The following is a 19,185-nucleotide window of genomic DNA, read 5'->3' on the forward strand; positions in this document are numbered from 1 at the left end:
ATAAATGAAAAAGTTTATCTCAACAGTTAAGAATATCTTTTCTATTGAAGATCTAAGGATCCGGATATTAAATACAATAGGTTTTCTTGTTGTTTTTAGGCTTGGTTCTTTTATTGTATTGCCGGGGGTAGATCCGTCTAAACTTGGTGATGCGCCAGAAGGTATATTCGGTTTGATTGACACATTCTTAGGTGGTGCTTTTAGTAATGCTTCCATATTCGGTTTGGGTATCATGCCTTATATTTCTGCTTCAATTGTTCTTCAGTTATTGACTGTTGGAGTCCCGTATTTTCAAAAACTTCAAAAAGAAGGAGAATCGGGTAGAAAAAGGATCAATCAGTTTACAAGGGTTCTCACTATTCTGATCACCATTGCACAGGGTGTCGGCTATATCACCGCCACAATTCTCCCTACAGGAGCTGTTATGGTTGGGACAACGCTGTTTATGTTCAGCTCTTTGGTGCTTCTTACGGCAGGTACTATGTTCTGTATGTGGCTTGGTGAAAAAATCACTGAGAAAGGAATCGGAAATGGTATATCTATGCTCATCATGATTGGTATCATCTCAAGATTTCCGGGAGCAATTATCGCAGAGGTTCTGTCCAAGGGTACATCCGGGATGTTGTTGTTGTTGATTGAAGGAGCCGTTTTGTTCTTTGTCGTTCTTGGCGTAGTTGCTATGACGGAGGCTACAAGGAGAATCCCTGTTCAATATGCCAAGCAGGTTGTTGGTGGAAAGGTATATGGAGGTCAAAGACAATACATTCCGATTAAAGTAAATGCTTCAGGGGTAATGCCTATTATATTTGCTCAGTCGTTGATGTTTTTACCTGCACTAATCGCGCAGATATGGTCTTCCGAAAGTGATATAGCAAACTACATTGGAAGCACCTTTAGTGATTTCACTTCATGGCAATACAATTTGGTTTTTGCTACAATGATTATTCTTTTCACCTTCTTCTACACAGCAATTACAGTTAATCCTGAGCAAATAGCTGAAGATTTGAAAAGAAACGGTGGTTTTGTACCGGGAATTAAGCCAGGTGCTCCGACTTCAGATTTCATTGATAATATCATTTCAAGAATTACCCTTCCCGGTTCATTGTTATTGTCCCTGATTGCCATTTTACCTGCCTTTGCAATTATTGCAGGAGTAGGCGGTGAATTTGCCCAATTCTATGGAGGTACATCTCTATTGATTATGGTTGGGGTAATCATGGATACCTTGAGACAAATAGAAAGTTATTTGTTGATGAGGCATTATGAAGGAATGATGAAGAGTGGTAATATGAAAAACAATCCTACCAATTACGCAGCTGCGGTATGATTCATTACAAAACTTCCGAGGAAGTTCAGATAATCAAACAAGGTGCTCAAATATTAGGAAAGGCTCACGGTGAAGTGGCCAAATATATTAAAGAAGGGGTAAAGACCTCTTTTCTTGACAAGATAGCAGAGGAGTATATCCGCGACAACAGCGGATTACCTTCTTTTAAAGGTTACAATGGATTTCCGGCTGCACTTTGTATTTCAGTAAATGAAGTTGTGGTGCATGGTTTTCCAGGTAATTATGTTTTGAAAGATGGCGATATAATCTCAGTAGATTGTGGAGTCTTTCACCAAGGTTTTCATAGCGATAGCGCTTATACTTACCCTGTCGGTGAAGTTTCTCCCCAAGTATTGTCATTGCTCAAAGCAACGAAAGAATCCCTCTATTTAGGAATTCAAAAGGCTGTTTTCGGAAATAGGATTGGAGATATCGGATTTACTATCCAAAAATATGTTGAGGCCAAGGGATTTACAGTAGTAAGGGAATTGGTTGGTCATGGGTTGGGTAGACACCTACATGAATCTCCTGAGGTTCCAAATTATGGTAAAAAAGGAAGTGGGCCCCTGTTAAAAGCAGGTATGGTCATTGCCATTGAACCAATGATTAATCTCGGAACCAGGAACATTGTTCAGGAAAGAGATGGATGGACAATCAGAACAGCAGATAAAAAACAGTCAGCCCATTATGAGCATACTGTAGCGATATTTGAGGATAGAACCGAAATTTTGACTACACACCAATATATAGAGGAAAATTTCAAATTCTAAGTATGGCTAAACAGACATCTATAGAGCAAGATGGGACAATCGTTGAAGCATTGTCAAATGCAATGTTTAAAGTGGAACTTGAAAATGGGCATCAATTGATCGCACATATATCAGGTAAAATGAGAATGAATTATATCAAGATACTTCCGGGAGATAAAGTCAAATTAGAGCTCTCTCCGTATGATCTTTCTAAAGGTAGAATCGTTTACAGATACAAATAAAATGTCATGAAAGTTAAGACATCAATCAAAAAGAGAAGTGTTGACTGTAAAGTAATCAGAAGAAACGGAAAACTTTACGTAATCAACAAGAAGAATCCTAAGTTTAAACAAAGACAAGGTTAATCATTATGGCAAGAATTGCAGGTGTTGACATACCAGACAACAAGCGCGGTGAGATCGGCTTGACCTACATCTTCGGAATTGGTAGGAGTTCAGCGAGATCTATCCTGAACAAAGCGGGAATTTCTTTCGATAAGAAAGCAGGTGAGTGGAATGATGATGAGTCTACCGCTATCAGAACTATCATTGCGGATGAATTCAGAACCGAAGGTGCACTTAAGTCTGAAATCCAATTGAACATCAAAAGATTGATGGATATTGGGTGCTACAGGGGGTTGAGACACAGGAAAGGTCTCCCTGTTCGTGGTCAGAAGACCAAGAACAACGCAAGAACAAGAAAAGGTAAGAGAAAGACTGTTGCTAACAAGAAAAAAGCAACTAAATAAATCTTGAATTAGATTATGGCTCAGAAAAGAAACGATAAAGCTAAAGGTAAAAAAAGAGTAGTTAAAGTAGAGGCTGTTGGGCAAGTCCACATCAAAGCTTCTTTTAACAATATCATCATCTCTATTACCAATAATTCTGGTCAAGTGATCTCTTGGGCTTCTGCCGGTAAAATGGGTTTCAGAGGCTCCAAAAAGAACACTCCCTATGCTGCACAAATGGCCGCTCAAAATTGCGGACAGGTAGCATACGACCTTGGATTGAGAAAAATTGAGGTTTTTGTAAAAGGACCTGGTGCAGGACGTGAGTCTGCCATCAGAACTTTACAAAATGTAGGTCTGGATGTGACTACCATAGTGGACGTGACGCCACTGCCACACAATGGATGTCGTCCTCCAAAACGTAGAAGAGTATAATTTCTTAAAGAAGATATATAATGGCAAGATATACAGGTCCAAAGGCAAAGATCGCCAGAAGATTCGGTGAGCCTATCGAAGGATATAGCAAAGCTCTCCAAAAGAAAAATTACCCTCCCGGAATGCACGGAAGAGGTAGAAGAAAGAAACAGTCTGAATATGCTATCCAGCTTGCTGAAAAGCAAAAAGCTAAGTACATCTACGGTGTACTGGAAAGACAGTTTGCTAAAATGTTTGATATTGCGTCCAGAAAGCAGGGAATTACAGGTGAAAACCTTCTCCAGTTACTTGAGTCAAGATTAGACAATACAGTTTTTAGATTAGGTATCGCGCCAACAAGAAGAGGAGCAAGGCAACTTGTTTCGCACAAACATATTCTTGTCAATGGTGAACTAGTCAATATTCCATCCTATACCTTGAAGCCAGGTGATGTTGTTTCTGTAAGAGAGCGGTCAAAGTCTCTTGAAGCGATCACCAATAGCCTTGCAGGTAGAAGTACACGTTATTCTTGGTTAGAGTGGGATAACACCTCTTTAGCAGGTAAGTTTGTATCGATTCCAAGCAGAGATGATATTCCAGAGAATATCAAGGAACAATTGATCGTCGAACTTTACTCTAAATAATTACTTTCAGACTTAAACAGAACTATTGATATGTCCATATTAGCATTTCAAATGCCCGAGAAAGTGGTAATGGAAAAAGCCGATGATTTTCACGGTCTATTCACCTTTAAGCCTCTTGAAAAAGGTTACGGGGTCACCATCGGTAATGCCTTGAGGAGAATCCTTTTGTCCTCATTAGAAGGTTATGCGATCACTTCTGTGAAGCTTCCTGGGGTAGTACATGAGTTTTCTACAATCGAGGGCGTTGTTGAAGATGTGACTGATATCATTCTGAACCTCAAACAAGTTAGATTCAAAAAAGTCCATGATTCAATTGATGGAAAAATAACTGTTGAGATAAAAAACCAACCTGTTTTGACTGCCAGAGATATTGCCAAGTTCACTTCTTCATTCGAAGTCCTGAACCCGGAGTTGATCATCTGTCATCTTGACGACACCAAGAGTTTTGAAATTGAACTGACAGTAGAAAAAGGTAGGGGTTATCTTCCTGCCGAAGAATCCAAACCAAAAGAGCAGATATTCGGTGTAATTCCAATCGATGCAATTTTCACTCCTATTAAGAATGTGAAGTACAGCGTGGAAAACACAAGGGTTGAACAAAAGACTGACTTTGAAAAGTTGATCTTAGAAGTCACAACGGATGGATCAATCCACCCAGAAAAAGCCCTTCAGGAATCAGCAAAAATTCTAATCCAGCATTTCATGTTGTTCTCAGACCAGACTATGGTCCTTGATTCTACAGGGATTTCTGAACCTGAGCCAATTGACGAAGAATTCTTGCATATGAGAAAGCTTCTAAAAACTCCATTGAGTGATTTGGATCTTTCTGTAAGAGCTTTCAACTGTTTGAAAGCTGCTGATGTCAGGACTCTCGGAGACCTTGCCAAATTGGAAATTTCAGATATGATGAAGTTCAGGAATTTTGGAAAAAAATCCCTTGCTGAATTAGAGCAGTTGATTCAAGAAAAAAGCTTGACTTTTGGAATGGATTTGTCTAAGTATAAACTTGATGAAGAATAATTTAAAATGAGACACGGTAAGAAATTCAACCACCTTGGCAGGACAGCCAGCCATAGAAAAGCAATGCTTTCTAATATGGCCACTTCCCTGATTCTTCATAAGCGTATTTCTACGACGCTTGCCAAGGCAAAGGAGCTAAGAAAATATGTAGAGCCTCTGATTACCAGAGCCAAAGAAGATACAACCCACAATCGAAGAGTAGTTTTCTCTTACCTTCAAAATAAAGAAGGTATCAAAGCACTTTTTGGTGATGTTGTAGAAAAAGTAGGAACAAGAGCTGGCGGTTATACCAGAATCATCAAAACAAACTTCCGACTAGGTGATAATGCAGAAATGTGTATTATTGAATTGGTAGATTTTAATGAATTGATGTTGAAAGACGCACAGCCGGCTAAGAAGACAACGAGAAGAAGCAGAAGAAGTGCTCCAAAAGCTACTGATTTTACAGAATCTCCTGTCGCAAAGGCTGATGACAGCAAAGAAGAAAATACCGGTGAATAATTCATGTAGGTAATTCTAAATATAAAGGGATTGGACTTTCGTTCAATCCCTTTTTTTATTTCAATTCTAAATTACCAAGGCTAATAATTCAAAATTCCTTAACTTTGGCGAGTCCAAAAAATCACGATGAATAAGCAAAAAGCAACTCTTCTATTGGCTGACGGTACAATCTTCCATGGTACATTAATTGGAAGTAAAGGTACCAACGGTGGTGAAATTTGTTTTAATACAGGTATGACAGGATATCAGGAAATCTATACTGACCCTTCCTATACCGGGCAAATTGTTGTCACTACCACCTCCCACATTGGAAATTATGGTGTCATCGATTCTGAAGTTGAATCCGACCATCCTACCATTGCAGGTATTGTGGTAAACAGTTTTTCTGAAGTATTCAGCCGACTTGATGCAACTGGTTCCCTGCAGGATTATTTGGTCCAATACGGTATTACAGGTATTGCGGATATTGATACCCGAAAGCTTGTACGGCATCTTCGTTCCAAGGGAGCCATGAATGCCATCATCAGTTCTGAATTTGAAAATGACCTAGCAGGTCTTAAAGCCGAACTGAACAAAATCCCTGATATGAACGGATTGGAACTTTCCTCACAAGTGTCTACGGACGTTCCTTATTTCTTTGGAGATGAATCTTCAGCCATCAAAGTGGCATGTCTTGATTTTGGAATTAAAAGAAATATCCTTAGGAACTTGGCTGATCGTGGGGTTTATTGTAAAATTTTCCCTGCAAAGACTACTTTGGCGGAAATGGAATCATGGAACCCTGACGGTTATTTTCTTTCAAATGGCCCGGGAGACCCCGCGGTTATGGAATATGCAGTGAATACAACCAAAGATATTTTGGCTACCAATAAACCGCTTTTTGGGATTTGTCTTGGTCATCAAATCTTAGCCGAAGCCTGTGGTATTTCTACCTATAAAATGCATCATGGTCACCGTGGGCTGAACCATCCGATCAAAAATCTTCAGACCGGTAAAAGCGAAATCACTTCGCAAAATCATGGTTTTGTTGTCAATAGAGAAGATGTGGAAAAGAGTGATATCGTCGAAATGACACATGTCCATCTTAATGATAATACAGTTGCAGGAATTAAACTGACTAATAAGCCTGCTTTTTCAGTACAATACCACCCTGAGTCCTCACCTGGGCCACATGATTCAAGATATCTATTTGATGATTTTATCTCTTTAATAAATAAAAATTAACAACTCTTAAACCTTTAACATTATGACATTGATTCAATCGATTCATGCAAGACAAATTTTAGATTCCAGGGGTAACCCTACAGTCGAAGTTGATGTTTACACTGAAAACGGAGCTTTTGGAAGGGCTGCAGTTCCAAGTGGCGCATCTACTGGAATCAGTGAAGCAGTTGAGCTCCGTGACGGAGATAAGACGAAATATCTTGGAAAGGGCGTGTTAAAAGCAGTTTCCAATGTGAATGATATCATTGCGCCAGAATTGGTGGGTATGGATGTATTCGAACAAAACCTAATTGATGAAATCATGATAGGTCTTGATGGAACTCCCAATAAAGGTAAGCTTGGTGCCAACGCAATCCTTGGTGTGTCCTTGGCAGTTGCCAAAGCAGCAGCTATGGAGTCCGGTCAACCACTATACAGATACGTAGGCGGAGTTAATGCCAACACGCTGCCTGTTCCAATGTTGAACATCATTAACGGTGGATCACACTCTGATGCTCCTATTGCCTTCCAGGAGTTTATGGTAAGACCGGTTGGTGCTTCAAGTTTTTCAGAAGCCATCAGGATGGGTGCTGAAATTTTTCATCACTTGAAAAAAATCCTTCACGATAAAGGACTTAGCACAGCGGTAGGCGATGAAGGCGGTTTTGCTCCTAATTTTTCAGGAGGTACTGAAGAGGCTTTAGCATGTGTTTTGGATGCGATCAAAAATGCGGGTTACAAAGCAGGTGAAGATGTCACTATAGCCCTTGATTGTGCTGCGACAGAATTTTACAAAGACGAAAAATACGATTATACCAAATTTGAAGGTCCTAACGGAAAAATCAGGACGAGAGAAGAGCAGGTTGCTTACTTGACCGAATTGACTCAAAAGTACCCAATAGACTCTATCGAAGATGGATTTGCTGAAGACGATTGGGCAGGTTGGGCGATGCTTACTGCCAAAATAGGAGATAAGGTCCAATTGGTCGGAGATGACGTTTTCGTAACCAACGTCAAATTTCTGGAAAGAGGGATTAAGGAAAAATCAGCCAACTCTATCTTGGTGAAGGTTAACCAAATCGGAACTTTGACAGAAACATTGAAAGCTGTTGCAATGGCCCATAAGGCAGGATTTACTGCTGTAATGTCACATCGATCAGGCGAAACCGAAGATTCGACAATTGCTGACCTAGCAGTAGCAACCAATTGTGGACAGATCAAAACAGGTTCTGCATCCAGATCTGACAGGATGGCAAAATACAATCAATTGCTAAGAATTGAAGAACAGTTGGGAGAATCAGCTATTTTCCCTAGTAAGAAAAAGTAATCAGTCCATAGACCACGGTCGACAGTCCATAGCCTTATATGGATTTTCAATCGGAGAATTATGTGTTTTATGGCAAGAAAGCTTACGCACGTAAAAAGTAAATGCGTAAATCAATTTAAAAAAAAAGCAGCTGAGAAGCTGCTTTTTTTTTATCCAAATCTCTGCTAAACGAAAGAAAGTCATTCTACCCAATCAGATTCCCTTCATCGTCCCAAACAGCGACAGTTGCCCTGTCTTCAGGTTTTAAATAAAGCGGAATGTATTTTTCCTCATAGGCAAATCCGTGCTTTTTCATAACTTCCTCGGGGACGCCATCCCAGACATTCGGTTTATTTCCGACATATCCCAAATAGTTGAATCCAATTTCAGAGGTGAAATATCCGGTAGAAGTAAGGTTCCTAAGCATGTTGAAGAACTTGACGCCGCCTTCCATTTCAGGTTTTGCTTTTTCAGGCCAAGCGATCAAGTCAATGATTTCCATTCTTTCAGATTCAGAAAGTTCCAGGAATTTTTTTCCATAATTGTCATCGCTGTAGTGGTCAAGCCACATGAGTCCACCGCGCATCGGTGTTTGATAGGCAGTATAATCTTTCATCATGAATTCAATGAAATCAGGAACACCTGCATCAGTTGCACTTCCTGAATCCTCACCGGCAGGCATGATTATATTCACCAGGACATCCAGTTTTTTTCTTTCCTCTTCAGTGAAGAATGTTTCGGAAAGTAGCTTTTGGTCTCTGATGTTTTCCGCTTCTATCCTGCCACCCATCGTACCGCCTGAAATTTGGGGGCTCAAATCAGCTGCCTTATCCTCCGGCTTACAATTGGTCAAAAGGAATCCGGATGCCAAGGACCCGGCAAAAAGGAGTTTGAGATTGTCTCTTCTGTTCATAGCTCCTGAATTATATATTTTTCTTTTTCAATTCACTGATGATAAAATCTGAAGTTCTCCAAGACAAGGCCAAAATCGTCCAGGTTGGGTTTTTGTCAGCTTGGGAAACAAATGGTCCTGCATCTACCACAAATAGGTTTTTACAGTCATGGGCTTGGCTGTTGCTGTTCAAAACAGAAGTAGCAGGATTATTTCCCATTCTTGTGGTTCCTACTTCGTGGATAATCCTTCCCGGAGTAGCTAGCCCATACATGGTATCAGCTCCCGGTTTTTGACCCAATAGAACAGCACCGGAATTGGTGAGGATTTCCTCAAAGGTATCCTGCATGTGTTTTGCCTGCTTGATTTCTTGGTCTGACCATTTGTAATGGAATCGCAGCACAGGTATGCCGAATTTGTCAACCACATTTGGGTCGATTTCGCAATAATTGGTTTCCCTTGGAATACTTTCACCCCTTCCCGACATACCCACCATAGAACCATAGGACCTACGGATATCTTTTTTCAATCCTTCCCCATATCCGCCATTTGGACTTGGATTGCCAAATTCATCCTTCAGATATTTTCTCATGGTATCCATTGAAAAGCCTATGCCATAAGACGGCATGGACATTCCTCCCCAATATTCGATGTGGTACCCGCGGGCAAAATCAAGATTTTTATTGTCAAGCCACCAGGGTGTATAGACGTGCATGCCACCTACGCCATCTTCGTTGTATCTTTCTCTATCGACCAGATCAGGGAGAATTCCCATTCTGTCTGCACCTGTCGAGTCATGTAGGTATTTGCCAACTACACCGCTGCTGTTACCGATTCCGTTTGGATGTGTTTTGGACTTCGAGTTAAGCATAATCCTGGATGATTCGCAAGCGGATGCACCTAGAACGACCACTCTTGATTTGAGCTTGTATTCTTTCATGTCCACTTTACTGATATAGGATACGCCTGTAGCTTTTCCGGATTCATCGGTAGTGACAGCCCTTACCATGGCATTGGTGTACAATTCCACCTTGCCTTTTTTCATGGCAGGTTTGATCAATACCGTTCCTGAAGAAAAATCCGCATATGCCTGACAGGCCCTGTTGCATTGGTTACAGAAAAAGCAAACTCCCCTTTCATTGTTGATCGGACGGGTAAGCATAGAAAGCCTTCCGGGAATTACCGGCATATTGGCTTTTTTGGCACCTCTCATGATAAACATCTCGTGGAGTCTTGGCTTTGGAGGTGGGAGGAAAAATCCATCCGGCTCATTATAAATCCCCTCTTTTGATCCAAATACTCCTATGAGTTTGTCTACTTTGTCATAATAGGGCTTGACATCATCATAGCCAATCGGCCAATCATCACCCATCCCATCAATACTGCTTCTTTTGAAATCATTGGGTCCAAAACGGAGAGAAATCCTGCCCCAGTGGTTGGTTCTGCCTCCAAGCATTCTCGACCTGAACCAGTCGAATTGAGTCCCCTTTACATTGGTATAGGGTTCACCTTCTATGTCCCAACCGCCAATAGCCTGGTCAAAATCTCCAAAGGGCCTGATCCTTGTTCCACTGCCTCTTCTCGGAGATTCCCAAGGTGGTCTCAATTGGGTCCTATCTTCCTCTTTAGCCGGGTCAAAATCGCCTCCTGCTTCCAGAACAGCTACTGATAGACCTGCCTCAGAAAGAATTTTGGAAGCCATACCGCCACCGGCACCGGAACCTACGATAATCACATCATAAGCTTCTCCGGATGATTTGATTTCAAAACTCATGTTTTATAAAATTTTTATGTTTGTCTTACAAGTTAAATAAAAAAATCTAAAATTTACAAACCTCCATTTTGGAAAAATATAGAAACTCAAGGTTTTCTGAGTACAAATTTTGAGTATCTATTTCAAAATCTAGGTTTCTCTATTTTTTCCTGGTATAACCCAAAGTGGTGAGATGGTTAATTAAGGAAGTGATGGTGTCAAATTTGAGTATATCTGTACTTTCACTTAGATAAAAACCAATTTGAATGCCCTCTGTTTTGATAGTAATGGAATTGATCTCGGGCCCGATATCATTTTTTCTCAAGGCGAGTTTTACCCACTTCACCATATCTTCAGGACCATCTATGTGGGGATATTGAAATTCTGCGGAATCCCGCACTTTGCCATCAGATTTGTCAAAATGGAGTCGATCATTGGGAAGCAAGAGATCGATTTTTCCTTGGAGAATCAGATCTTCCGGACTTCCACAGACCAAAGGCAAGCCGCATTGCATCAGCCAAAATTCATCTGCTGTATCAATGGCAATATCAAGATCATGGGTTACTACGAGCACGGCTTTGTTTTCGTTCTTTGCAATATCCCGCAGGAGGTGCATGATCTCAAACCTGTTGATGAGGTCTAAATGAGCTGTTGGTTCGTCCAAAATCAAAATTTCACAATTCTGGGCCAAAGCCCTTGCGATCATGACTTTCTGCAATTGCCCATCACTGAGCTCATTCATTGGCCTGTCCTCAATATAATTGATGTGTGTTGATTGGATAGCCTTGTCAATTTTTTGCTGATCTTCCACAGATAAATTTCCCAACCAACCTGTGTGCGGGATTCTTCCCAAAGACACAACTTGCTTTACGGTAAGATTTGCACTGTTGATTTTTTCGGTGAGAACTACTGCGATTTTTTTGGATAAATCCTTAATTGAAATGGAATTGGTAGGTTTTTTATCCAAATAAACCTGATTTTTCAAAGCAGGAATCTGTCCCATGATTGTCTTGATCAAGGTGGATTTACCAACACCATTTGGACCAAGCAGACAGGTGAGTTTTCCCTTTTCTAATGAAAAGGAAATATGGTCTGCAATGACATTGGATCTGCTGCCTTTTTTATAACCTAATGAAAGATCGGTTGCCTGCAATATGGAATTTTGAATTGACAAGGTTAATTATGTTAGTTACGTTTTTTCAAATCTCAAATCTCTCATCTATTTAAAACTCCTTACTGAAATTCCTCCTCAAAATCAACCAGATGACCATTGGCGCTCCTACCAATGAAGTGACTGCATTGATTGGTAAAGTCTGCGCACTTCCGGGTAACTGACTGATCGTATCACATGCCAATAGTACTGCAGCACCGATCAAAGCAGAAGCCGGAAAAAGAACCCGGTGATCTCCTGTTTTGAAGACAAGCCTCGCCATATGGGGGACGGCAATGCCGATAAAGGCAATAGGCCCACAGAATGCCGTCACTGATCCTGCCAAAATCCCAGTGCTGACAATCATCGCCCAACGCAGCCGGTGGACATTGACTCCCATACTTTCCGCATAAGCTTCCCCGAGCAACATGGCATTGAAAGATTTGAGATTGACCAGCAAAGGGAGTAAACCTAATAAAACTGAAACAAGGAATGCAACAAGCTGATCAGGTTGGGTACTTCCAAGACTTCCCATAGACCAAATGGTAAACATCTTCAGTTGGTCAGCCCCCGAAAAGTACGACAATACTGAAATCAAAGCTGAAACTGCCGAGCCAAACATTAAGCCCACGATCAGCAATGTCATGCTGTCTTTTACTTTCCAAGCGGTGAGACTCATCAGCAAAAGGACCAGAATAGATCCTAAAGTGGCAGAAAGCACAACAGCCCAAATCCCAAAACCACCTGAATACATGGACCAACCAAAAGCCGATCCTGCCATAATCAACAATGCTACGCCCAACCCGGCCCCAGAACTGACCCCCAATACATACGGGCCAGCCAGAGGATTTCTGAAAAATGTCTGCATCTGAAGCCCGCTCAGAGAAAGCCCGATTCCTGCCAAAATGGCTGTAAAGGCTTTGGGTATCCTATAGCCGATAACAATGGTTTCCCATGAGCTTTTTGAAAATTCTCCCCCGATAAACCTCCCCATCACTTCTTGAATCGGAATCAAAACCGACCCGCTCGCCAGATTCACTGCGAAAAGCAGCAGGCAAATCAAAATGCCTATAAGAAAAAGGAAATACGTGGGTTTATTTTTCATTCAGTTTGGTGTAAAAATAAAGGGAATATTCCGGCAAAAGGTCCGGGTATAAGATTTTGATCAAATCCCGAAGTATCAAATCGGGCCTCAAATATCCAAGCTCAAAGTATTCCAACCCACCGGTTACCCCTTTTTTTTGGGTGTAAGTATAGACATTACCCTGTTTGAAGGCATCGAAATGTTTATACCTAGGATCTGCATTTTCCATTTCTTCCAAAGTTTTGAAATCAGCCGCTCCCATCCAAAAGTCTGCTTGAAGTGCTTTTTCCAACACATATTCATAACTCAACTGCGCGCTTCCTGTTCCTTTTTGGTCTTTGAAAAGGTAATCACCTCCTGCTGCTTCCAGCAATCTTGCTCCCCAAGAGTCTGCTCCCGGTACATACCAGATGTCCTTATACATGACTCCTGCCATTACTTTTGGTTTGTTTTCCGGTAACTCCTTTACCAAATCCGAAGCTTGATTATAATCGGATTGGATTTGAGAAAATACGGTATTGGCTTCTTTGGATTTCCCCAATAATACGCCTGTAAATTTGATCCATTCTGCCCTTCCCAAGGGATGTTGCTCTACATATTCCCCATTTAGTATTGCAGGAATCTTGGCTGATTTGAGAATTTCAAGGTTCTTGAGGTCTTCTCCCAAGGTAGAAATCATCACCCAGTCGGGATCGAGTTCTATGATCTTCTCAATATTCGCCTGCGCCCCGGAGCCGAGGTCTGTCACTTTTCCGGCATCAATCAATTTTCTTGTCTGTGGGGATGAAATCAAATCTAGGTTAGGAAATCCCATCAATAGGTCCGAAACACCCAAATAGTCCAGATGAGGAACCTGTGTCGTGGAGGTCAGCACCACCTTCGATATTGGCAGTGAAATAGCGGCGTCAAACCCAGTCTCATCCAATTTCAAATCTGGAATTTCTTTGACCAAATAACGAAAAGGAGGATGTTTATCCGGAAATGCCTGTCGGACCTCAACCACTTTAAATCCTTCCCCCTGAAAAACAGCAAAGCCCGTTGCATATGAATTTGGGATTTCGACCAAGTCCAATTCTTTGATTTCCTTTGGAGATTGACAGGAAAGCAGGATTAAAAAAATGGAGAAGATGAAATAGGGAATAGAAGAAAAAGAGTGAAGTAGGGAGATTTTCATCTTGTAATTGTCAACAAATGTTTTCCAAATATAACACCCGAAGCCAAAGTCTATTTTCTATTGTGGTTTTTGAACAAAAAAATCTCCCATACAGCCCCTTAAAAAATTTCTTTAGCTATGTTTGTGACAGAATTATGGTTCCCGAACCTGCATCAGGCTCTCGGGATGAAAAGGGAATTCGGTGAAATACCGAAGCTGTCCCCGCAACTGTAACCCCATCCCGATCAACCCGGGATAGTGATTTACCCACCTCCTTTGCCATTGTGCGCTGCGGCGTGCGAGAAGGCCGGTAAATCCAGGGAAGCCAGGAGACCTGCCATTTTTCATCATGTTCAAAGCTTTCGGGTGAAAGGCTGAGGAAAAGGCAGTTGGTTTATCACAAAAATGATTAGGATGAAAGGGACTATCCGTTGATAGCTTTCCAATGTTGGATTTTGAATTTTTTTCATTCAGAATTCTTCATTCTTAATTGTTTTTATAAACCATTAGGTTTTCTTCTCAATCATTTTCCACAAAAGGCTTTGGGTTAAATAGGTGTTGATCTTCATTTAATTCAAAAGATTTTGGTATTCTTGGTTGTATTTATGTTTCAAGCAATTCTTAATCAGGAGGTTAAACCTGTAATGGAAAGTAAGGTTGTTAATGAAACTGAAAAGACACATCAAGACACGGTCGCTTTATCCCCGGTGGAAGTTTTTTCTCCTCCTCTCGACAAATACACTTTTGGAAGTACCATTCAAAACATTTCCGAATCAGACCTTGCAATCTTCCAAGGATTGCCTTTGTCGGATTTTCTCCAACAAAGAACCGGACTGTTTCTTCGTCAATATGGATCGGGAATGTTATCCGCCCTTACCATGCGTGGGACATCTGCCGGACACAACGCTGTCTTTTGGAACGGCCTTCCCATCAACAGCCCTTCGCTTGGGCAGTCGGATTTTTCGATTTTTCCGGTAGGTGGTTTTGACAATGCTTCCATCCATTTTGGAAGTGGAGGAGCACTTTATGGCACGGATGCCATCGGTGGGGCAGTCCATTTGACCAATAAACTTAAATTTGGCGAAGGTCATCAGGTTAGGATTGGGTCGGTATTTGGGAGTTTTGGGAGATGGAACCAACAAGTAGAATATTCCTTTTCGGATAAAAAATTCTCTGCAAGAACCAGAATCTACCGCAATTTTTCTGAAAATGATTTCCTCTTCCGAAACATTACCAAAATGGGTACCCCGATAGAAAGACAAAGCCATGCACGGCTTGAGCAAACAGGAGCAATGCAGGACTTGGCTTGGAGCATCAACCCCAAAAATCTCATCAGCACGTCTGTGTGGTGGAATGAAACCAATCGGGAAATTCAACCGCTGATGGGTTCCAATACCATTGATTTTCAATCAGACCGAAACCTGAGATGGGTTTTGGATTATTTCCATTTTGGGAAAAATAAAGTCTGGAATCTAAAAAGTGGCTTGGTCAGGGATGATCAATTATTCAATAATTCATTCAATCAGACCATCCAATATTTTCTTGCAGGAGACTTGGATTGGGAGATCAGCAATAAATGGAATTCAAAATCCGGTCTTAGGATAACAGAAATCCAGGGTAATTTGAGCACTTATCAGGCAAAAGAATCCCGGGTCGAATTGTATCAATCCACCAATTTTCGGCCTTCAGAAAGATTGGGCTTTTCTGTCAATCTCAGGCAATTGGTTTTTGAGGGAAACTTGGCCCCATTTACACCAAGTGTCGGAGGGGAATGGAAAGTATGGAGAAATGAGTCACATCAAATACATTTCACTTCCAATTTGGCTAGAAGTTTCAAAGTTCCGACATTGAATGACCGTTTTTGGGTTCCGGGTGGCAATCCTGAATTGCAATCCGAAAAGAGCTGGAGTGCGGAATCAGGCATAAATTACCTTTTCAAAAAAGAGAATTTTGAACTTTCCCAAAAGATTACGGTATACAGAATGAAGGTAGACAATTGGATCATTTGGCTTCCCAAAGGAAATGTCTGGAGCCCCGAAAATATCCGTGAAGTTCATAATTCCGGTTTGGAATATGGATTGGAAGCAAACCAAAAAGCCGGAGAATGGGATCTCCATATGAAAGTTAATTATGCCATGACCCGTGCCATCAACCAAACGGATATTTCAGAAAATGACCGTAGCAAAGGAAATCAACTTCCCTATACCCCTTTGCATAAATTCCAGTCAATAATTATGGTTGGGAAAGGGACATTCAGTACATTTCTGAATTACCAGTTGGTAGGAGAGCGGTTTTCAGGAACAGATGGCTCCGGGAGATTAGACCCATACCAGCTTTGGGACTTGGGAGGGAATTGCAATTGGTCAATCCGAAATCTGAATGGAAGCCTGGGTTTTCAAATCAACAACTTATTCAACACCGACTATCAAGTCATGCCATTGCGTGCGATGCCGGGGAGAAATTTTCAACTCAATTTAAATGTAAGAATATGAAAAATTTACGCTTGCTCCTGCCACTGATCTGGCTTACATTTTTTGTCGCTTCCTGTAACGATGATACTTCAGGTCCTTCAGATATCCCTGTTGGTGAATTTGAAAAAGGAGTTCTGATCATGAATGAAGGTGCTTTTGGTGTCAATGACGGAGAAGTATATCACTATGATCCATCTACCGGAGTGATAAAAGAAGATATTTTTCGGACCAAAAACAGCAGACCTTTTGGGGGATTGATTGAGGATATGGTCGAAGCTGAGGGGAGAATGTACCTTGTCGCCAATACAGGGAAGGTGGAAATTGTAAATCCAAAGGACTTTAGTCTTCTTGGAGGCATAAGTTTAGGCTTGAATATTACCAGGTCTTTGGTTTCTGTCAACCAAAAGCTATTCATCAGCGATTGGGGTCCATATGATGCCGGGTTCAACAATCTTAATTCCTATGTTGCAGTGGTAAATGACCTTAATGGAGGGCCAATCGCTAAAAAGATAGCTGTTTCAAGCCGTCCTGAAGGAATGATTGTGGCGGGAAATTTTATTTATGTAGCCTGTACTGCGGCCAAAAAATATGATGTGATTTCCATTGCTTCAGAAACTGTAGCAGCCAGCATTGCGGTGGAAGGAAATCCAACCCGGTTTTTGGAAATCGAAGGAAGGTTGTTTTTATATGCCCAGGATGATAACAATGCGATTTTTCACGAAATCAATCCAGGAAATTATGCCCTTGTAAGGACTGTTAAAATCCCTTTGGCCAACCCAACTCCAATAGTCACCTTGGGAGAAGGGAGTGAACTGTTTATAGTCACCTCTACGGGTTTTCCGGATTATACTGATGCAGTGGCAAAAGTATCCGTCAATACCGGACAAGTCATCAATGGGTCTTTTTATACAGGTTCAGGGCTATACGGGATCGGATTCAAGATTGAAGGAAAGGAAATTTACGTAGCGGAGAACAATGGTTTCCAAGGAAAGGGCTCAGTTTCCATTCTCAGCGCGACAGGTCAAAAAGTCAAAACTTTGAGTGTAGGGAAAGGCCCCTCTGGATTTATCTTTAAGTGATCAAAGGGGAGATTTTGGACCGATAGACTCATTTTGATAGAAAAAAATAGAGTGAAATCTTAAAGTTTCACTCTATTTTTTCTATTTAGCCCCCGCAAGCAGATACAATACCGCCATCCTGATTGCGACTCCATTTTCAACCTGCTGGAGGATGATAGAATGTTCGCCATCTGCAGCGTCCGAATTCAGTTCCACTCCTCTGTTGATAGGGCCCGGGTGCATGACCACGATTTTTTTATCAAGCTTGTCAAGCATCTTTTTGTTGATGCCAAAATAAAGCGAATACTCTCTCAGGGAAGGGAAATATTTGATCTGTTGTCTTTCAAGTTGGATGCGGAGGACGTTTGCTACATCGCACCATTCAAGTGCCTTTTGGACATCATATTCCACTTTGACTCCGAGACTGTCGATGTGTTTTGGAAGTAGGGTAATCGGTCCGCAAACCATGACTTCGGCACCGAGTTTTTGCAGACAGAAAATATTTGAAAGTGCTACCCTTGAGTGGAGGATATCTCCGATGATGGCAACTTTTTTTCCTGCCACATCTCCAAGTTTTTCTCTGATTGAAAAAGCATCTAAAAGTGCCTGGGTAGGATGTTCATGTGTCCCATCTCCTGCATTGACTACATTGGCTTGGATGTTTTTGGCAAGAAAGTGCGGTGCACCAGGACTTGCATGTCTCATCACGACCATGTCCACTTTCATCGAAAGGATATTATTGACCGTATCGATGAGGGTTTCTCCTTTTTTGACAGAACTGTTGGAAGAAGAAAAATTGATCACATCGGCAGAAAGCCTTTTTTCGGCTAGTTCAAAAGACAATCTGGTACGGGTAGAATTTTCAAAAAATATATTCGCAATGGTGATGTCTCTCAGTGAGGGGACTTTTTTGATTGGGCGGTTGAGGACTTCTTTGAAGTTGTCCGCAGTCTCAAAAATCAGTTGGATATCATCTGCGGTGATGTCTTTGATGCCTAATAAGTGTCTGGTGCTGAGTTGTGACATGTGTTGTTTATGCTTTTTCTGTTATCCAAATGGCATCTTTTTCAAAGCCTTTTTCCGCCCACTCTACGGAGACATATTGGCTTTCAAGGGTATTGACTTTCACGCCGCAATAATCCGGCATAATAGGATAATCTCTGGTGTATTTTCGGTCGATCAAGATCATCAGTTCCACTTTTTGTGGCCTGCCAAATGCTATCATGGCATCCAAAGCGGCCCTGACAGAGCGCCCCTTGTACAGGACATCATCTATCAGCACAACTTTTTTACCCTCGATCAGAAAATCAATTTTGGTTTCGTTTGCTTTAAGGGGAAAATCCCTTCTTCTGAAATCATCCCGGTGAAATGTCGCATCTAAATATCCAAAAGGCACTTTTACCCCTGCGATTTCTTCCAATAACCTGACAATCTTATCCAAAACTATCGGTCCACGGGGCTGTAAGCCTAAAAGTACGGTGTTGTCAAAAGTATCGTGGTTTTCAATCAACTGATGGCAGAACCGTTTGAGGATGATGGCGATCTGCTGTTGGTCCAGAACAAGTCTTTTTTGCATGGCTTTGCTTTGGGAGCAAATATAAAAAGTTTCAAGGTGTTTGGGTTGAAAAATTTGAAAATTGAGGATTTTGATTGTCCGCTTCTTTGCTAATTGCTAAAAATATAGATTAAAGCTGCGGACAATCAGTCCATAGTCGACAGACCATAGCCACTAC

General features: G+C 41.3%; 20 protein-coding genes and 1 riboswitch. Of the genes, 13 read left to right on the forward strand and 7 right to left on the reverse strand.

The genetic code is table 11. The features are described 5' to 3' along the window. Positions 1–4 precede the first annotated feature (4 nt). The 11 genes from secY to eno all read left to right on the forward strand — a co-directional run bounded on the left by secY (position 5) and on the right by eno (position 7,912). Positions 5–1,327, forward strand: a complete 1,323-nt coding sequence (gene secY, locus DQW11_RS11040; RefSeq protein ID WP_113924121.1) for a preprotein translocase subunit SecY — start codon at positions 5–7, stop codon at positions 1,325–1,327. Further along, complete coding sequence (gene map / locus DQW11_RS11045; RefSeq protein WP_113924122.1) at positions 1,324–2,097, forward strand: type I methionyl aminopeptidase; 774 nt, start codon at positions 1,324–1,326, stop codon at positions 2,095–2,097. Before secY ends, map begins: the two co-directional genes overlap by 4 nt. Positions 2,098–2,099: 2 nt before the next feature. Further along, positions 2,100–2,318: a translation initiation factor IF-1 gene (gene infA, locus DQW11_RS11050; protein WP_009034195.1), complete on the forward strand. Its 219-nt coding sequence runs from the start codon at positions 2,100–2,102 to the stop codon at positions 2,316–2,318. Positions 2,319–2,324: 6 nt separating this feature from the next. Then, positions 2,325–2,441, forward strand: coding sequence for a 50S ribosomal protein L36 (gene rpmJ, locus DQW11_RS11055; protein ID WP_113924123.1), 117 nt, complete (start codon positions 2,325–2,327; stop codon positions 2,439–2,441). Between the two features lie 5 nt (positions 2,442–2,446). Next, on the forward strand, positions 2,447–2,824 hold the full coding sequence (gene rpsM, locus DQW11_RS11060; RefSeq protein ID WP_113924124.1) for a 30S ribosomal protein S13: 378 nt from the start codon (positions 2,447–2,449) through the stop codon (positions 2,822–2,824). 15 nt (positions 2,825–2,839) lie between these two features. Then, the gene (rpsK, locus tag DQW11_RS11065; protein ID WP_084118500.1) at positions 2,840–3,238 is read left to right on the forward strand and encodes a 30S ribosomal protein S11; all 399 of its coding nucleotides are present in this window, start codon (positions 2,840–2,842) and stop codon (positions 3,236–3,238) included. Positions 3,239–3,258: 20 nt separating this feature from the next. After that, positions 3,259–3,861: a 30S ribosomal protein S4 gene (gene rpsD, locus DQW11_RS11070; RefSeq protein ID WP_113924125.1), complete on the forward strand. Its 603-nt coding sequence runs from the start codon at positions 3,259–3,261 to the stop codon at positions 3,859–3,861. Between the two features lie 30 nt (positions 3,862–3,891). Beyond that, complete coding sequence (locus DQW11_RS11075) at positions 3,892–4,881, forward strand: DNA-directed RNA polymerase subunit alpha (protein ID WP_113924126.1); 990 nt, start codon at positions 3,892–3,894, stop codon at positions 4,879–4,881. A gap of 6 nt (positions 4,882–4,887) precedes the next feature. After that, positions 4,888–5,382, forward strand: a complete 495-nt coding sequence (gene rplQ, locus DQW11_RS11080) for a 50S ribosomal protein L17 (protein WP_113924127.1) — start codon at positions 4,888–4,890, stop codon at positions 5,380–5,382. Between the two features lie 126 nt (positions 5,383–5,508). Continuing rightward, entirely contained in the window at positions 5,509–6,606 is a 1,098-nt protein-coding gene (gene carA / locus DQW11_RS11085; RefSeq protein ID WP_113924128.1) for a glutamine-hydrolyzing carbamoyl-phosphate synthase small subunit, read from the forward strand. Between the two features lie 22 nt (positions 6,607–6,628). Continuing rightward, entirely contained in the window at positions 6,629–7,912 is a 1,284-nt protein-coding gene (gene eno / locus DQW11_RS11090; protein WP_113924129.1) for a phosphopyruvate hydratase, read from the forward strand. Between the two features lie 184 nt (positions 7,913–8,096). Here eno and DQW11_RS11100 read toward each other — a convergent pair whose 3' ends face one another. The 5 genes from DQW11_RS11100 to DQW11_RS11120 form a co-directional block, all read right to left on the reverse strand. Then, complete coding sequence (locus tag DQW11_RS11100; RefSeq protein WP_113924131.1) at positions 8,097–8,804, reverse strand: gluconate 2-dehydrogenase subunit 3 family protein; 708 nt, start codon at positions 8,802–8,804, stop codon at positions 8,097–8,099. A 10-nt stretch (positions 8,805–8,814) separates the two neighbouring features. Further along, entirely contained in the window at positions 8,815–10,557 is a 1,743-nt protein-coding gene (locus DQW11_RS11105; RefSeq protein ID WP_113924132.1) for a GMC oxidoreductase, read from the reverse strand. A 139-nt stretch (positions 10,558–10,696) separates the two neighbouring features. After that, positions 10,697–11,710: an ABC transporter ATP-binding protein gene (locus DQW11_RS11110; RefSeq protein ID WP_113924133.1), complete on the reverse strand. Its 1,014-nt coding sequence runs from the start codon at positions 11,708–11,710 to the stop codon at positions 10,697–10,699. 49 nt (positions 11,711–11,759) lie between these two features. Then, positions 11,760–12,791, reverse strand: a complete 1,032-nt coding sequence (locus DQW11_RS11115; RefSeq protein ID WP_113924134.1) for an iron ABC transporter permease — start codon at positions 12,789–12,791, stop codon at positions 11,760–11,762. After that, positions 12,781–13,944, reverse strand: coding sequence for an ABC transporter substrate-binding protein (locus tag DQW11_RS11120; RefSeq protein WP_113924135.1), 1,164 nt, complete (start codon positions 13,942–13,944; stop codon positions 12,781–12,783). The genes DQW11_RS11115 and DQW11_RS11120 overlap by 11 nt, the downstream gene beginning before the upstream one ends. A 118-nt stretch (positions 13,945–14,062) precedes the next feature. After that, positions 14,063–14,279: riboswitch (cobalamin riboswitch) on the forward strand. Positions 14,280–14,567: 288 nt separating this feature from the next. Between DQW11_RS11120 and DQW11_RS11125 the strand changes: the two genes are divergently transcribed. Continuing rightward, positions 14,568–16,415 (forward strand): TonB-dependent receptor, encoded by a 1,848-nt coding sequence (locus DQW11_RS11125; protein WP_198669882.1) that lies wholly within the window; start codon positions 14,568–14,570, stop codon positions 16,413–16,415. Further along, entirely contained in the window at positions 16,412–17,473 is a 1,062-nt protein-coding gene (locus DQW11_RS11130) for a YncE family protein (protein ID WP_113924137.1), read from the forward strand. The genes DQW11_RS11125 and DQW11_RS11130 overlap by 4 nt, the downstream gene beginning before the upstream one ends. Positions 17,474–17,554: 81 nt before the next feature. Here DQW11_RS11130 and DQW11_RS11135 read toward each other — a convergent pair whose 3' ends face one another. After that, entirely contained in the window at positions 17,555–18,478 is a 924-nt protein-coding gene (locus DQW11_RS11135) for an aspartate carbamoyltransferase catalytic subunit (RefSeq protein ID WP_113924138.1), read from the reverse strand. A gap of 7 nt (positions 18,479–18,485) precedes the next feature. After that, entirely contained in the window at positions 18,486–19,028 is a 543-nt protein-coding gene (gene pyrR / locus DQW11_RS11140; protein WP_113924139.1) for a bifunctional pyr operon transcriptional regulator/uracil phosphoribosyltransferase PyrR, read from the reverse strand. Between the last annotated feature and the right edge of the window lie 157 nt (positions 19,029–19,185).

It is taken from the genome of Cognataquiflexum aquatile (assembly GCF_003316845.1).
Lineage (GTDB): Bacteria > Bacteroidota > Bacteroidia > Cytophagales > Cyclobacteriaceae > Cognataquiflexum > Cognataquiflexum aquatile.

Excerpts from the sequence above, each read along its gene's own strand:
- DQW11_RS11135 (WP_113924138.1), bottom strand. The coding sequence starts at position 18,478 with ATGTCACAACTCAGCACCAGACACTTATTAGGCATCAAAGACATCACC.
- eno (WP_113924129.1), top strand. The coding sequence starts at position 6,629 with ATGACATTGATTCAATCGATTCATGCAAGACAAATTTTAGATTCCAGG.
- rpsK (WP_084118500.1), top strand. The coding sequence starts at position 2,840 with ATGGCTCAGAAAAGAAACGATAAAGCTAAAGGTAAAAAAAGAGTAGTT.
- infA (WP_009034195.1), top strand. The coding sequence starts at position 2,100 with ATGGCTAAACAGACATCTATAGAGCAAGATGGGACAATCGTTGAAGCA.
- DQW11_RS11100 (WP_113924131.1), bottom strand. The coding sequence starts at position 8,804 with ATGAACAGAAGAGACAATCTCAAACTCCTTTTTGCCGGGTCCTTGGCA.
- DQW11_RS11125 (WP_198669882.1), top strand. The coding sequence starts at position 14,568 with ATGGAAAGTAAGGTTGTTAATGAAACTGAAAAGACACATCAAGACACG.
- DQW11_RS11075 (WP_113924126.1), top strand. The coding sequence starts at position 3,892 with ATGTCCATATTAGCATTTCAAATGCCCGAGAAAGTGGTAATGGAAAAA.
- rplQ (WP_113924127.1), top strand. The coding sequence starts at position 4,888 with ATGAGACACGGTAAGAAATTCAACCACCTTGGCAGGACAGCCAGCCAT.
- map (WP_113924122.1), top strand. The coding sequence starts at position 1,324 with ATGATTCATTACAAAACTTCCGAGGAAGTTCAGATAATCAAACAAGGT.
- secY (WP_113924121.1), top strand. The coding sequence starts at position 5 with ATGAAAAAGTTTATCTCAACAGTTAAGAATATCTTTTCTATTGAAGAT.
- rpsM (WP_113924124.1), top strand. The coding sequence starts at position 2,447 with ATGGCAAGAATTGCAGGTGTTGACATACCAGACAACAAGCGCGGTGAG.
- DQW11_RS11130 (WP_113924137.1), top strand. The coding sequence starts at position 16,412 with ATGAAAAATTTACGCTTGCTCCTGCCACTGATCTGGCTTACATTTTTT.
- pyrR (WP_113924139.1), bottom strand. The coding sequence starts at position 19,028 with ATGCAAAAAAGACTTGTTCTGGACCAACAGCAGATCGCCATCATCCTC.
- rpmJ (WP_113924123.1), top strand. The coding sequence starts at position 2,325 with ATGAAAGTTAAGACATCAATCAAAAAGAGAAGTGTTGACTGTAAAGTA.
- rpsD (WP_113924125.1), top strand. The coding sequence starts at position 3,259 with ATGGCAAGATATACAGGTCCAAAGGCAAAGATCGCCAGAAGATTCGGT.
- DQW11_RS11120 (WP_113924135.1), bottom strand. The coding sequence starts at position 13,944 with ATGAAAATCTCCCTACTTCACTCTTTTTCTTCTATTCCCTATTTCATC.
- carA (WP_113924128.1), top strand. The coding sequence starts at position 5,509 with ATGAATAAGCAAAAAGCAACTCTTCTATTGGCTGACGGTACAATCTTC.
- DQW11_RS11115 (WP_113924134.1), bottom strand. The coding sequence starts at position 12,791 with ATGAAAAATAAACCCACGTATTTCCTTTTTCTTATAGGCATTTTGATT.
- DQW11_RS11105 (WP_113924132.1), bottom strand. The coding sequence starts at position 10,557 with ATGAGTTTTGAAATCAAATCATCCGGAGAAGCTTATGATGTGATTATC.